This is a genomic window from Microbacterium panaciterrae, assembly GCF_039541635.1.
Lineage (GTDB): Bacteria > Actinomycetota > Actinomycetes > Actinomycetales > Microbacteriaceae > Microbacterium > Microbacterium panaciterrae.
The window spans coordinates 105,203-119,359 of sequence record NZ_BAABGP010000024.1 but is presented as its reverse complement, the minus strand read 5'-3'; the positions used below and the strand labels follow the sequence as shown (position 1 = coordinate 119,359).

Sequence of the window (14,157 nt, the reverse complement as noted above, 5' to 3'; positions counted from 1 at the left end):
CTTCTGCTTAGGATTTTTCATGGCGCACGCCCTCCGTTCCGATCTCCGCAACGTCGCCATCGTCGCGCACGTCGACCACGGCAAGACCACGCTGGTCGACGCGATGCTCCGCCAGACCGGATCCTTCGGCTCGCACGAGCATATGGAAGAGCGTGCGATGGACTCGAACGACTTGGAGCGTGAGAAGGGCATCACGATCCTCGCCAAGAACACGGCGATCACCTACCGCGGCATCCACACCGAGACCCCGGTCACGATCAACGTGATCGACACCCCCGGTCACGCCGACTTCGGCGGCGAGGTCGAGCGCGGCCTGTCCATGGTCGACGGCGTCGTGCTGCTCGTCGACGCGAGCGAGGGCCCGCTGCCGCAGACCCGCTTCGTGCTGCGCAAGGCGCTCGAGGCGAAGCTGCCCGTGATCCTGCTGGTGAACAAGACGGATCGCCCCGACGCCCGCATCGCCGAGGTCGAGGAGGAGGCCCACGATCTGCTGCTGGGCCTCGCGTCCGACCTCGTCGACGATGTGCCCGACCTCGACGTCGACGCCCTGCTCGACGTGCCTGTGGTCTACGCCTCCGGTCGCGCCGGCGCCGCCTCGCGCAACCGTCCGGCGAACGGCGAGCTGCCCGACAACGCCGACCTCGAGCCGCTGTTCGAGGCGATCCTCGAGCACGTCCCCGCACCGGCCTACGACGATGACGCCCCGCTGCAGGCCTGGGTCACCAACCTCGACTCCAGCCCGTTCCTCGGCCGTCTCGCGCTGCTGCGCGTCTTCAACGGCACGCTGAAGAAGGGCCAGACCGTGGCCTGGGTGCGTGCGGACGGCACCACCAGCAACGCGCGCATCACCGAGCTGCTGAAGACCCGTGCGCTCGAGCGCTACCCGGCAGAGTCGGCCGGCCCCGGCGACATCGTCGCGATCGCCGGCTTCGAGGACATCACGATCGGCGAGACGATCGCCGACCCCGAGGACGTGCGACCGCTGCCGCAGATCCACGTCGACGACCCGGCGATCTCGATGACGATCGGCACCAACACCTCGCCGCTGGTCGGCAAGGTCAAGGGGCACAAGCTCACCGCCCGCATGGTGAAGGATCGCCTGGACCGCGAGCTGATCGGAAACGTCTCGCTCAAGGTCGTGGAGATCGGCCGCCCCGACGCCTGGGAGGTGCAGGGCCGCGGCGAGCTCGCCCTGGCGATCCTCGTCGAGAACATGCGCCGTGAGGGCTTCGAACTCACCGTCGGCAAGCCGCAGGTCGTCACGAAGAAGGTCGACGGCAAGACCTTCGAGCCGTTCGAGCACCTCACGATCGACGCTCCCGAGGAGTACCTCGGTGCGATCACGCAGCTGCTCGCGAGCCGCAAGGGTCGCATGGACAACATGATCAACCACGGCACCGGCTGGGTGCGCATGGAGTTCATCGTGCCGTCGCGCGGCCTCATCGGCTTCCGCACCGAATTCCTCACGACCACGCGCGGCACCGGCATCGCGAACGCGATCTCGCACGGCTATGAGCCCTGGGCCGGTCACATCGTGACGCGCCAGAACGGCTCCATCGTGGCGGACCGCATGGGCGTCGTCACGCCGTTCGCGATCATCGCCCTGCAGGAGCGGATGTCGTTCTTCGTGCAGCCCACGCAGGAGGTCTACGAGGGCATGGTCATCGGCGAGAACTCGCGCTCCGACGACATGGACGTGAACATCACCAAGGAGAAGAAGCTGACGAACATGCGTCAGTCGACCGCCGACAACTTCGAGTCGATGACCCCGCCGCGCAGCCTCTCGCTCGAGGAGAGCCTCGAGTTCGCGCGCGACGACGAATGCGTCGAGGTCACCCCGGAGATGGTACGGATCCGCAAGGTCACGCTCGACCAGACGATCCGCGCCCGTGAGACGGCGCGTCTGAAGCGCCAGGACGCGAACGTCTGAGGCGGACGAGGCCTCACCGACGCCCCAGCCCGGCCGTCAGCGCAGCTCTGAGATGAGCACCGCCGACGTGCCGGGCTCGAGCGCCTCGAACACGTGCCCGGCGTCGCCCGGGTAGGAGAGATAGTCGCCGGGGTGCAGCTCCGAGGCGGCGTCGGACGGGCCGATCAGCGCGCGCCCGCTGATCAGCACCACGTGCTCGGTCGTGCCCGTGTGGTGCGGCGCGGAGCGGCGCGGCTCGCCGGGCTCGGCCTGGATGATGTAGATGTCGCGGCGGGCGCCGGGCGGGCACGCCGCGATGAGCGTGGCGACGTAGGGCGCCGCTGCGGAGGGCACGCCGGCGTACTCGTCCGCACGGATCAGGGTCGGCATGCTCACGCGCTCTTCGACGAAGGCCGCGAACGGCAGACCCAGGGCGTCGGCGATCGCCCACAGCGTCTCGACGCTCGGGCCGGTCGATCCGCTCTCCAGCTGCGACACGGTGGCCTTCGAGACCCCGGCGCGGCGGGCCAGCTCCGACACCGAGATCCCGGCGGCTTCCCGTTCGCGACGGAGGGACCGGGAGATGCGTGCGCGGAGATCGTCCATGCGGCCAGTATTCCAAACGATCGTTCATCTTGACAGACGGTTCCACGGGTGTTCAGAATGTTAGTCATGCGTTCAGTCAACCGAACGACGGATCCGCAGGGCGAGGACACCGCCGCCGAGGTCCGCGTGGCGCGCAAAGAGGCGCTCGGTGTCGCGCTCGCGACCAGCGCGTACGGCATCTCGTTCGGGGCGCTGGCCGTCGCGAGCGGCTTCGACGTGTGGCAGACCTGTGTGCTGAGCCTGGTGATGTTCACCGGCGGATCGCAGTTCGCGTTCGCCGGGGTGATCGGGGCCGGGGGACTGGCCGCCGCTCCCGCCGCGATCGCCTCCGCGCTGCTGCTCGGCGTGCGCAACGTGGCCTATGGGATCCGCATGTCGCCCGTGATCGGCCGCCGCGCGCTCACGCGGGCGGCCGCCGCGCACTTCACGATCGATGAGTCCACCGCGGTCTCGCTCGCGCAGCGCTCGCCGGGGGCGCGCAGGGTCGGCTTCTGGATCACGGGCATCGGCATCTACGTCGGCTGGAACCTGAGCACGCTGCTCGGTGCGCTGCTCGGCGACGTGCTGGGGGATCCGAAGACGTACGGGCTCGACGCGGCTGCGGCGGCCGCGTTCCTCGCGCTGCTCTGGCCCCGGCTCCGCAGACGTCAGGCGATCGCGGTCGGGATCGCGGCGGCCGCCGTGGCGACGGCGCTCACGCCGGTGCTCATCCCGGGCCTGCCCGTGCTCGTCGCGGCGCTGGTGGCGATCGCCGTGGGCTGGTTCGACTGGTTCGCGCCGAAGGGCGTCCCCGCGGCGCAGGAGGAGGAGACGCGATGACACTGTGGAACGCCGTGCTGCTGGCCGCGATCGGCTGCCTCGCGCTCAAGGGGATCGGCTACCTCGTGCCCGCCTCCGCGCTGGAGGCGCCGCGCCCTGCCCGGATCACGGATCTGCTCACGGTGGCGCTGCTCGCCGCTCTCGTGGCGGTGCAGGCGCTCGCCTCGGGACAGCACATCGTGGTGGACGCCCGGGTTCCGGCCGTGCTGGTCGCCGCGGGCCTGCTGTGGCTGCGGCAGTCGTTCCTCGTGGTGGTGATCGCGGGTGCGGCGGTCGCCGCTCTCCTGCGGCTCGTAGGGTGGGCCGCGTAAGCTCGAGCCGTGCGCGGATCCTGGGTGAGCAGAGTGCTGTCGTGGGTCGCCCTGCTCGTCGTGGGGGCGATGTTCGGGCTGGCAGCGACCGTCGCGCACGCCTCGTCGTTGTCCGGGGTGCCCTGGATCGCGCAGACGCCGGTGCTCTCGGCCACGCTGGGGTCCGCGGCTCTCGGGATCGTGCTCGGAGTGCTGGCGTGCGGGGGCATGCTGCTCGCCGTGCGCCTGCTGCTGCAGGACCGCTGGGCGGCTCTGATCACCGGACTCGGGATGCTGGCCGGCATGGTCGTCATCTCCGGGAGCGGCCCCGGCGGATCAGTGATCGTCCCGAACGACGTGCTCGGCGTGGTCTGGACCTGGACGGTGGCGGTCCTGGTGCTGCTCGTGGTCGCATGGCCGGACTTCTCCCGGATCCGCCGGCTGCAGCGGGAGGCGGCCCTTCGACAGGCTCAGGGACCGGGGGAGCAGGGCCAGGGGCAGGGCGGCGGGTCGTAGACTGGGACGGTGACCTATGTGATCGCTCTTCCCTGTGTCGATGTGAAGGATCGTGCCTGCATCGACGAGTGCCCGGTGGACTGCATCTACGAGGGTGAGCGCTCGTTGTACATCCACCCGGACGAGTGCGTGGACTGCGGGGCGTGCGAACCGGTGTGCCCGGTCGAGGCGATCTACTACGAAGACGACCTGCCCGAGGAATGGGCCGACTATTACAAGGCGAACGTGGAGTTCTTCGACGAGATCGGATCCCCCGGCGGGGCCGCCAAGGTCGGCGTCTACCCGTTCGACCACCCGATCATCGCCGCACTTCCCCCGCAGGGGGAGTAGTGAGCGTCCGCGACCTCGCCGACTACCCGTGGGACGCCGTCGCTCCGTATCGTGAGCGCGCGGCCGCGCATCCTGGCGGAATCGTCGACCTCGCCATCGGCTCCCCGGTGGATCCGACACCGGAGATCATCCGGCACGCCCTCGCCGAGGCGACCGATGCGCACTCGTATCCGCAGACGGTGGGGACGCCCGCCCTGCGCGAGGCGATCGTGGAGTGGTACGCGCGCCGGCGCGGGGTGCCGGATCTGCGTGTCGACAATGTGCTTCCCACGATCGGCTCCAAGGAACTCGTCGCACTGCTGCCGACCCTGCTCGGGCTCGGCGCGGGCGACATCGTGGTGCAGCCGCGGGTCGCCTATCCGACCTACGCGGTCGGGGCGATTCTCGCCGGTGCGACCGTGGTCTCCGAGGACGACCCGGCGCAGTGGCCCGAGGGCACGAAGCTCATCTGGATCAACACCCCCGGCAACCCGGATGGGCGCACCTGGAGTGTCGACGAGCTCGCCACGGCCGTGCGCCGTGCGCGCGAGCTGGGCGCGATCCTCGCCAGCGACGAGTGCTATGCAGAGCTCGGCTGGGACGGCCGGTGGGCGACCGAGCCGGTGCCCTCCGTGCTCGATCCGCGGGTCACGGGCGGCACGCGTGCAGGCCTGCTCTCGGTCTACTCGCTGAGCAAGCAGTCCAACCTGGCCGGCTACCGCGCCGCGTTCGTGGCCGGCTGCGCCCGCGTCGTGGGCGACGTCCTGGCGGCGCGCAAGCACCTCGGCCTCATGCCGCCGGCCCCCGTGCAGCACGCGATGGCGGTCGCCCTGCGTGACGACGAGCACGTCGCCGTGCAGAAGGAGCGCTACCGCCGGCGCCGCGAGCTGCTGCGCCCCGCCCTCATCGAGGCCGGCTTCCGCATCGACGGCTCGGAGGCGGGGCTGTACCTCTGGGCCACGCAGGGACGCGACGCGTGGGATTCGATGGGTGCGCTCGCGGATCTCGGGATCCTCGCGGGTCCCGGACCCTTCTACGGCGACTTCTCCGCAGAGCACGTGCGGCTCTCGCTGACCGCGCCGCTGGAGCGCGTCGAGGCGGCCGCGGCGCGGCTGCGTGGCACGGTTTCGTAGCGCTCGGCAGCGAATTCGTAGCTTCCCGCAGGGCCTGCCGCGGAACTCTTGGCTGTTGTCACAGTAGGTTCCCACGCGGGCTAGGCTGTATGAGCGACGCGATCGCGGGCCCACCGGCCTGATCGTGCATCCCCCACACTTTCAGCATGAGGAGGTCTGCGTGAGCGCAGCGGGCGAGCGGCCTACGAAGGCGACGCTGACAGTAGGCGAGACGACCGCGGAGTTCCCGATCCTGCAAGGGACCGACGGACGCGCCAGCATCGACTTCTCCACCCTGACCAGGCAGACCGGGCACACCGGTCTCGACTACGGCTTCGTGAACACGGCGTCGACCAAGTCGGAGATCACGTTCATCGACGGCGACAAGGGCATCCTGCGCTACCGGGGGTACCCGATCGAGCAGATCGCGAACACCTGCTCGTATCTCGAGGTCGCCTGGCTGCTCATCTACGGCGAGCTGCCCAGTGCCTCGGAGCTCGCGGAGTTCGACGAGAAGATCCGCCGGCACACGCTGCTGCACGAGGACCTGAAGCACTTCTTCTCGGCCCTGCCGCACACGGCGCACCCGATGTCGGTGCTGTCCAGCGCGGTCGCGGCGCTCTCGACGTACTACGAGGGCGAGACCGATGTGCACAACCCCGAGCACGTCGAGCTGAACATGGTGCGCATGCTCGCCAAGCTCCCCGTGATCGCCGCCTACGCGCACAAGAAGAGCGTGGGCCAGGCCTTCCTCTACCCGGACAACTCGCTGAGCTTCGTGGACAACTTCCTCAAGCTCAACTTCGGCGTGCACAGCGAGCCCTACGAGATCAACCCGGTCATGTCCCGGGCGCTCGAGCTGCTGCTGATCCTGCACGAGGACCACGAGCAGAACGCCTCCACGTCGACGGTGCGCCTGGTGGGATCCACCGGTGCCAACCAGTTCGCCTCGATCTCCGCCGGCATCCAGGCCCTCTCAGGGCCCCTGCACGGCGGCGCGAACGAGGCCGTGCTGACGATGCTCGGGGGGATCCGCGACTCCGGCCAGAGCGTGCAGCGCTTCGTCGAGCGGGTGAAGAACAAGGAAGACGGCGTGAAGCTCATGGGCTTCGGGCACCGCGTCTACAAGAACTACGATCCCCGCGCGACCCTGGTCAAGGCCGCGGCGGACGAGGTGCTCTCCGAGCTCGGGGTGACGGATCCGCTCCTCGACCTCGCGAAGGAGCTCGAGGAGATCGCGCTCGCCGACGACTACTTCCAGGAGCGCCGGCTCTACCCGAACGTCGACTTCTACACCGGCGTCATCTACAAGGCGATGGGCTTCCCGACGCGGATGTTCACGGTGCTTTTCGCGATCGGCCGGCTGCCCGGCTGGCTGGCGCAGTGGCGCGAGCTGAACCTCGACCCGCAGACCAAGATCGGCCGCCCGCAGCAGCTGTACACGGGCGCTGCCGAGCGCGACTTCCGCCGCGGCTGAGCGCCGCAGACGCACGCAGACGCGAAGAGGGGGGATCCGGATCGGATCCCCCCTCTTCTGTGCGTTCAGCGGGTCAGCGTCCGGCCGCCGTGCCCTGCGGGCGCGAGGACCGGCGGCGGCGACGACGCGCGGGCGCCTCGCCGGCCGTGGCCGGATGCTGGGCGGCACGGGCCTGGCCCTGGTGGGACTGGCCCTGACGGGCCTGGCCCTGACGAGCCTGGCTCTGACGACCCTGGCCCTGAGCGGCCGGCTTCCTGGGCGTCTGGCGCTGCGGCTGCTGCTGCACGGGCTTCAGGACCGGCTTGACGTAGGCCGCGGTCTCGCCGACCAGGGCAGTGACGGTCGGCGAGGTGGGCGTCACCTGCTCGATGTCGGCGCTGATCTTCGCCTTGCGGAGCAGATCCTTCACGTCGCGGCGCTGCTCGGGGGTCAGCACGGTGACGACCGTGCCGGCGGCGCCCGCACGGGCCGTGCGGCCGGAGCGGTGCAGGTACGCCTTGTGCTCGGCGGGCGGGTCGACGTGCACGACGAGGTCGACGTCGTCCACGTGCACGCCACGTGCCGCGACGTCGGTCGCGACGAGCACCCGCACCCCGCCGTCGGCCGGGTCGGCGGAGAACGCGGCGAGGTTGCGCTCGCGCGCGCCCTGGGCGAGGTTGCCGTGCAGGTCCACGGACGGGATGCCCGCGGCGGTCAGCGTCTTGGCGAGCTTCTTCGCCTGGTGCTTGGTGCGGGTGAACAGGATCCGTCGGCCGGCGCCCGAGGCGAGGGTCTGCACGAGATCCTTCTTCGCGTCGGCGTCGGCGACCTCGAGCACCCGGTGGGTCATCTCACCCACCGGAACGCTCTCCTCGTCGACCTCGTGCTTGACGGGGCGGGACAGGAAGCGGCGCGCGAGCACGTCGATCCCGTTGTCCAGGGTCGCGCTGAACAGCAGGCGCTGGCCCTCGGACGGTGTCGCGGTGAGGATCCGGGTGACACCGGGCAGGAAGCCGAGATCGGCCATGTGGTCGGCCTCGTCGAGCACGGTGACCCGCACGTCGCCGAGACGCACGATGCCCTGCTTCATGAGGTCCTCGAGGCGGCCGGGGCAGGCCACGAGGATGTCCACACCGCGACGCATCGCGTCCTCCTGCGGGCGCTGGCTGACCCCGCCGAAGACGGTGGCGACGCGCAGATTCGCGGCCTGGGCGAGCGGGGTGATGGTCGCGGCGATCTGCGACGCGAGTTCACGCGTCGGTGCCAGCACGAGGCCGCGCGGGTACTGCGGGCGTGCCTTGAAGCCCGTGAGGCGGGCGACCAGGGGCAGGGCGAAGGCGATGGTCTTGCCGCTGCCGGTGCGGCCGCGGCCGAGCAGGTCGCGGCCGGCGAGGGCGTCGGGGAGCGTATCGCGCTGGATGGCGAACGCTTCGGTCTTGCCGTCGGCGGCGAGGACGGCGGCCAGCGGGGCGGGCACGCCGAGATCGAGGAAGGAAGTCATGGGTGTCTCCTGGGCCGGGGAACGGCCGCGGGTAGGGGCGTCGCGGTGAAAGTCTGTGTTGCAACGACGCAAGAGGTCGCCGCTCACAGAACCAGATCGCGAGGGGGAGCGACTCGGAAGTGCTCCGCGCCCAGGGATCCAGGATGGCGACGAGAAGCCGGATGATCCGACAACCTCACCATCCTAGCGCGGATCCCTGGGCGCGGCGCTCAGACCGCGTCGACGAGCTCGGGGAGCGTCGTCGTGGCGGTGCCGTCGGAGGGGCGGGTGCGGACGGCCCAGACGATCGCCCCCGCCACGAGCGTGCACACGGCGACCAGTCCCCAGGCCTTGGCGAACCCGGGGGCGGACCCGTGCGGGGCGGCGCCGAACACGATCGCTCCGGTCGCGGCGGATCCGATCGCGGAGCCGATCGTGCGGAGGTTCGCGTTCACGCCGGTCGCGACGCCGGTCACCGCGGCCGGGACGCCCTGCACGACGATGCTCGCGGAGGCCGCATAGGCGAGGCCGCAGCCGATGCCGAACCCGGCCCCGGCGATCGCGAGCTGCCACGGCGCCGTGTGGGCGAGCGCTGCGGACGCGGCCGAGACGCCCATCAGCACCGACCCGGTGGCGAGCATGGTCCGCAGCGACACGATCCTGCTCAGGGCGCCGGCGGCGAAGCCGATCCCGCTCATGCCGATCAGCATCGGCACGAGCACCAGCCCGGCGTCGCGGACCGAGAGCCCGGTGCCGCCCGCGGACGGGGAGAGTTCGAGGAACTGCGGCAGGTAGCCCCAGAACGCGAACACTCCCGCGCCGATCAGCAGCGACGCGGCGTTCGCGGGCCAGATCGCCGGCGACGTCATGAGGCGCAGGTCGACCAGCGGCTCGGCGGAGCGCAGCTCGGACAGGATCCACGCGGTGAACGCGAGCACGGCGACGCCGAAGAAGGCCAGTGTCGCCGGCGCCGTCCAGCCCCAGCGGGCGCCGGCGCTGAGCGGCACGAGCAGGGCGACCAGCCACGCCGACAGGAGCAGGGAGGAGCGCGTGTTCACCCGGCCGTGGGCACGGGTGCCGCTGTCGCGCACCACCGCGACGGTGAGGAAGGCGCCGATCATGGCGACGAGGAACGGGATCGCGAAGGTGCCCCGCCAGCCGACGAGGTCGGCGATGGGCCCCGCCAGCACCGTGCCCGCGGCGCCGCCGATGCCGATCACGGCGCTGACGACGCCGATCGCGCCCGTGACCCGCTCGCGCGGGAGGGCGTCGCGGAGCAGCCCGTAGGCCAGGGGGAACAGCGCCCCGCCGATGCCCTGCAGCACGCGGGCGACGATCAGCATGGTGAGAGAAGGCGCCACGGCGGCGAGCACGTCGCCGAGAGCCGTGACCCCGAGCGTGATGAGGAAGGTGGTGCGCCGCCCGCGCAGGTCGCCGATGCGGCCCAGCGTGGGGGTGGCGACCGCGGCGGCGATGAGCCAGGCGGTCATCGTCCAGCTGGCGGCATCGGCGGTGACGCCGAACTCCGCCTGCACGAGGGGGACGAGGGGGATGACGAGGTTCTGCAGCAGCGCGATGGACGAGACCGCCACGGCGATGGCGACCAGGATCGAGGTGGATGAGCGGGACATGAGTTCCCTTCCGGAGCCTGGGGAAACGGAGTAAAGTGGAAGAAGGCCTCCGAACGGAGGGTTCCTCCGGATAGACATTACCGGAGGGTGCCTCCGGTTTGCAAGAGGTTTCGAGGACTTTCTGGAAGGACGACGCGATGGGCGTGCAGAACCGGGCGACGATGACGCTGGAGGAGCGGCGACCGCGCCGCGCCGACGCCGCGCGGAACTTCGACGCCCTGGTCACCGCAGGCCGTGATGTCTTCGCGGAAGAGGGATCAGGTGCGTCGCTCGAGGACATCGCGCGGCGCGCCGGCGTCGGCATCGGGACGCTGTACCGCAACTTCCCGACCCGCGACGACCTGATCGAGACGCTCTACCTGCGCGAGGTCGCGGCTCTCGCCGACGCCGCCGACGAGGTCTCGGGGCTCGCGCCCTGGGCGGCCTTCGAGGCCTGGCTGGACCGGTTCGTGGAGTACGTCGGCACCAAGCACGTGCTGCTGGACGGCCTGAACGGCGAGTCGACGGTGTTCGCCGAGTGCCGTGTCGTCATGCTCGCGGCGGGGGATCCGCTGCTGAAGCGCGCGCAGCAGGAGGGCGCCGCGAAGGCGGACCTCGACATCGGCGACGTCGTGAAGCTCATCGCCGGGGTCAGCGCGGTCGCCTACGACGACGACGCGCAGCGCCGGCGCGTGCTCGAGCTCGCGATCGGATCGCTGCGCGCTTAGGCGTGCAGCGCCTCGTTGAGGGTGACGCCGGCGCCCGCACGGCGTACGGCCTCGACGGCTCCGGTGAGCGAGTTGCGGCGGAACAGGATCCCGTCCTCGCCGGACAGCGCGGCACCCTTCACGACCGGGCGACCGCCGTCGGCCAGGGGTGCGCCGTCGGCCAGGACGATCTTGGTGCCGGCCGTGACGTAGAGCCCCGCCTCGACGATGCAGTCGTCGCCGAGGGAGATACCGATGCCCGCGTTCGCGCCGAGCAGGGTGCGCGCGCCGATCGAGACGCGGTGCGTGCCGCCGCCGGAGAGGGTGCCCATGATCGAGGATCCGCCGCCGATGTCCGATCCGTCGCCGACCACGACGCCCTGCGAGATACGCCCCTCGACCATCGACGCGCCCAGGGTGCCGGAGTTGTAGTTCACGAAGCCCTCGTGCATGACGGTGGTGCCGGGGGAGAGGTGCGCGCCCAGCCGCACCCGCGAGGCGTCGGCGATGCGTACGCCCGCGGGCAGCACGTAGTCGGTGAGCCGGGGGAACTTGTCGACGCCGGAGATCTGGATCCCCGCGCGCTGCAGCGCAGGGCGCAGCCGGGCTGCGTCTGCGGGGAGCATGGGGCCCGCACTGGTCCAGGCGATGTTCGGAAGATACGAGAAGATCCCGTCCAGATTGAGCTCGTTGGGGCGCACCAGCAGATGCGAGAGCGCGTGCAGGCGCAGATACACGTCGGCGGTGGAGGTGGGGGCCTCATCGAGGTCGATCCGCAGCTGCACGGTCTCGACCGATACCGCACGGCGCTCGTCCGGCCCGGTGAAGGCCGAGAGGTCGGAGCCGGCGACCGCCTCGGTGCCGATTTCGGGGAACCAGGCGTCCAGGACGGTGCCGTCGTCGGCGAGGGTGGTCAGGCCGGAGCCGAAGATCGTGCGGGCGTCGCTCATGCCTCCACGGTACCGAATCGTCGCGCCCAGCTTCGCCCTCATGACGCGGCGCTAGGGTGGGGTTCATGCCGCTCGACCTGACCGCGTCGTCCCTGGACATCACCCGTGCGATCTGCGACATCCCCAGCGTCTCGGGGGAGGAGCGGGCGCTCGCCGACCTGATCGAGGAGGCGGTGCGTGCACTGGATCACCTCGAGGTGATCCGCGAGGGCAACACGATCATCGCGCGCACGAACCTGGGCCGCACCCAGCGCGTGGCGATCGCCGGGCACATCGACACCGTGCCGATCAACGCGAACGTGCCCAGCCGCGATCTGGTCCTCGACGGCGAGGAGTTCCTCTGGGGTCGCGGCACGGTCGACATGAAGGCGGGCGTCGCGGTGCAGCTCAAGCTGGCCGCCGAGCTGGTCGAACCCGTGGTCGACATCACCTGGATGTGGTACGACAACGAGGAGGTCGAGGCGGCCCGCAACGGGCTGAAGCTGCTCGCCGACCGCCGCCCCGAGCTGTTCCAGGCCGACTTCGCGATCCTCGGGGAGCCGTCGAACGGCGAGGTCGAGGGCGGCTGCAACGGCACACTGCGCGCGGTCGTGCGCACCGCCGGCGTGCGCGCCCACTCGGCCAGGTCGTGGATCGGCGAGAACGCGATCCATCGCGCGGCTCCCCTCCTCGCCCGTCTCGCCGAGTACCGCGCCCGCGAGATCACCGTCGACGGGCTCGACTACCGCGAGGGCCTCAACGCCGTGCGGATCAGCGGCGGCGTCGCCGGCAACGTCATCCCGGACCTCTGCGAGGTCGAGGTCAACTACCGCTTCGCCCCGAGCAAGTCCGCGGCCGACGCGGAGGCGCACGTGCGGCGTGTGTTCGACGGGTTCGCGGTGGAGGTCACCGACGTCGCCGAGGGCGCCCGCCCCGGGCTGGACGCTCCGATCGCCCGGGACTTCCTCGCCGGGGTCGGCGCGACCCCGAAGCCGAAGTACGGCTGGACCGACGTGGCGCGATTCTCCGCGCTGGGCATTCCCGCCGTCAACTACGGCCCGGGCGATCCGCACCTCGCGCATCACGATGAGGAGAGGGTCCCGGTCGCGCAGATCGAGAGCACCGAGCGGGGTCTGCGTTCCTGGCTCAGCGGTGTCTGAGCCGGCGCTTGCGGTGACGCGCCCCCGCACGGGGCCCCGCTGGGCCGCCAGGGCGTATGCGCGCACGCCCGCGTGGGCGGGCATCCTCGCGATCTATGTGGGGGCGCGTCTGATCACGACCGGGTTCCTGCTCGCGGCGACCGGGATGTCCACGGCACCGGGCGCACGGTTCGGGCCTCATGCGAGCCTGGGATCCTTCGTCGCCGGCTGGGACGCGCAGTGGTACTGGTATATCTCGGTGTACGGGTATCCGCAGGTGCTGCCGCTCGGTCCCAACGGGCATGTCACCCAGAACTCGTGGGCGTTCCTGCCGGTGTACTCCTGGCTCGCGCAGGCGGTGAGCTGGCCGCTGGGCGGATTCTGGCCGATCGGCGCGGTGATCGTGTCGCTCGTGGCGGGTTACTTCTGCTGTGTCGTGCTGTTCCGCATGATGCGGGGGCGGATCGGGCGGATGGCCGCGATCTGGACGGTCGTGTTCTTCGCCTCGGGCCCGCTGGGCGCCCTGTTCCAGGTCGGCTACGCCGAGGTGCTGAACATGCTGTTCCTGCTGCTCGCCCTGGACGGCCTGATCCGCCGCCGCTATGTGCGGCTCTATCCGCTGATCGTGCTGATGGGCTTCACGCGTCCCGGCGTGCTCGCCTTCGCGCTGATGCTGGGGCTCATGCTCGTGCTGCGCTGGATCCGGCGCCGTCAGGATCCGCTCGCGCCGCAGGAGATCGCGAACTATCTGTGCCTGGGCGCGCTGGCGGTCGCGGCCGGATTCGCGTGGCAGGTCATCGCGGGGATCGTCACGCACAACCCGAACGCGTACATGGAGACGGAGCTTTCGTGGCGCGCCTTCTGGATGCCGGGAGCCGGCCACGCGGCATTCGCGCCGTTCGACGGCTGGCTGACGGCGATGCCGTACTGGGCACAGCTGCTCGGCGCTCCCGGGTGGGTGGGACTGGCCGTGCTGGTGGTGCTGGTCGCCCTGTTCGGCTGGGCGTTGATCGCGGGACCGGGAGTGCGCCGGCTCGGGCCGGAGATCCGCCTGTTCAGCGCGAGCTATCTGCTGTACCTGCTCGCGGTGTTCTTCCCGCAGTCGAGCACGATGCGGCTGCTGTTCCCGGTGGCGCCGCTCTGGGGTGCGGTGGGCTGGCGACGGTCCTGGTGGGTGCGCGGCGGCGTGCTGGTGCTGTGCCTCGCGACGCAGTGGCTGTGGATCTCGAACGTCTACGGACTGGCGGACACCTTCTGGCGCGTGCCCTGACTCGG

Annotated in this window: 14 protein-coding genes; 10 read left to right on the top strand and 4 right to left on the bottom strand. The window is 70.7% G+C overall.

Annotated features, from left to right (window positions below):
* Positions 1 to 19 precede the first annotated feature (19 nt).
* Complete coding sequence (typA, locus tag ABD882_RS17115; RefSeq protein WP_345188636.1) at positions 20 to 1,930, top strand: translational GTPase TypA; 1,911 nt, start codon at positions 20 to 22, stop codon at positions 1,928 to 1,930.
* A 36-nt stretch (positions 1,931 to 1,966) separates the two neighbouring features.
* On the opposite strand, the gene ABD882_RS17110 is transcribed toward typA, so the two are convergent.
* On the bottom strand, positions 1,967 to 2,515 hold the full coding sequence (locus tag ABD882_RS17110) for a helix-turn-helix domain-containing protein (RefSeq protein ID WP_345188634.1): 549 nt from the start codon (positions 2,513 to 2,515) through the stop codon (positions 1,967 to 1,969).
* A 66-nt stretch (positions 2,516 to 2,581) separates the two neighbouring features.
* Between ABD882_RS17110 and ABD882_RS17105 the strand changes: the two genes are divergently transcribed.
* The 6 genes from ABD882_RS17105 (at position 2,582) to ABD882_RS17080 (ending at position 7,038) form a co-directional block, all read left to right on the top strand.
* Positions 2,582 to 3,334 (top strand): AzlC family ABC transporter permease, encoded by a 753-nt coding sequence (locus tag ABD882_RS17105; RefSeq protein WP_345188633.1) that lies wholly within the window; start codon positions 2,582 to 2,584, stop codon positions 3,332 to 3,334.
* Complete coding sequence (locus ABD882_RS17100) at positions 3,331 to 3,645, top strand: AzlD domain-containing protein (RefSeq protein WP_345188632.1); 315 nt, start codon at positions 3,331 to 3,333, stop codon at positions 3,643 to 3,645. The genes ABD882_RS17105 and ABD882_RS17100 overlap by 4 nt, the downstream gene beginning before the upstream one ends.
* Positions 3,646 to 3,654: 9 nt before the next feature.
* The gene (locus ABD882_RS17095) at positions 3,655 to 4,140 is read left to right on the top strand and encodes a histidinol dehydrogenase (RefSeq protein WP_345188631.1); all 486 of its coding nucleotides are present in this window, start codon (positions 3,655 to 3,657) and stop codon (positions 4,138 to 4,140) included.
* Positions 4,141 to 4,149: 9 nt separating this feature from the next.
* On the top strand, positions 4,150 to 4,470 hold the full coding sequence (gene fdxA, locus ABD882_RS17090) for a ferredoxin (protein WP_345188630.1): 321 nt from the start codon (positions 4,150 to 4,152) through the stop codon (positions 4,468 to 4,470).
* Positions 4,470 to 5,582 (top strand): succinyldiaminopimelate transaminase, encoded by a 1,113-nt coding sequence (dapC, locus tag ABD882_RS17085; RefSeq protein WP_345188629.1) that lies wholly within the window; start codon positions 4,470 to 4,472, stop codon positions 5,580 to 5,582. Before fdxA ends, dapC begins: the two co-directional genes overlap by 1 nt.
* 160 nt (positions 5,583 to 5,742) lie before the next feature.
* Positions 5,743 to 7,038 carry a citrate synthase gene (locus ABD882_RS17080; protein WP_345188628.1) on the top strand — a complete coding sequence of 432 codons (1,296 nt, stop codon included), beginning with the start codon at positions 5,743 to 5,745 and terminating at the stop codon, positions 7,036 to 7,038.
* Between the two features lie 73 nt (positions 7,039 to 7,111).
* On the opposite strand, the gene ABD882_RS17075 is transcribed toward ABD882_RS17080, so the two are convergent.
* A complete protein-coding gene (locus tag ABD882_RS17075; RefSeq protein ID WP_345188626.1) occupies positions 7,112 to 8,518 on the bottom strand; it encodes a DEAD/DEAH box helicase in 1,407 nt (468 codons plus the stop codon).
* A gap of 209 nt (positions 8,519 to 8,727) precedes the next feature.
* Positions 8,728 to 10,128: an MFS transporter gene (locus tag ABD882_RS17070; RefSeq protein ID WP_345188625.1), complete on the bottom strand. Its 1,401-nt coding sequence runs from the start codon at positions 10,126 to 10,128 to the stop codon at positions 8,728 to 8,730.
* A gap of 137 nt (positions 10,129 to 10,265) precedes the next feature.
* On the opposite strand from ABD882_RS17070, the gene ABD882_RS17065 reads away from it, so the two are divergent.
* Positions 10,266 to 10,835 (top strand): TetR/AcrR family transcriptional regulator, encoded by a 570-nt coding sequence (locus ABD882_RS17065; protein ID WP_345188624.1) that lies wholly within the window; start codon positions 10,266 to 10,268, stop codon positions 10,833 to 10,835.
* Here ABD882_RS17065 and dapD read toward each other — a convergent pair.
* A complete protein-coding gene (gene dapD, locus ABD882_RS17060; RefSeq protein ID WP_345188623.1) occupies positions 10,832 to 11,764 on the bottom strand; it encodes a 2,3,4,5-tetrahydropyridine-2,6-dicarboxylate N-succinyltransferase in 933 nt (310 codons plus the stop codon). The genes ABD882_RS17065 and dapD overlap by 4 nt on opposite strands.
* A 65-nt stretch (positions 11,765 to 11,829) precedes the next feature.
* On the opposite strand from dapD, the gene dapE reads away from it, so the two are divergent.
* Complete coding sequence (gene dapE, locus ABD882_RS17055; protein WP_345188622.1) at positions 11,830 to 12,903, top strand: succinyl-diaminopimelate desuccinylase; 1,074 nt, start codon at positions 11,830 to 11,832, stop codon at positions 12,901 to 12,903.
* 13 nt (positions 12,904 to 12,916) lie between these two features.
* On the top strand, positions 12,917 to 14,152 hold the full coding sequence (locus ABD882_RS17050) for a hypothetical protein (protein ID WP_345188620.1): 1,236 nt from the start codon (positions 12,917 to 12,919) through the stop codon (positions 14,150 to 14,152).
* The last annotated feature ends 5 nt before the right edge of the window (positions 14,153 to 14,157 follow it).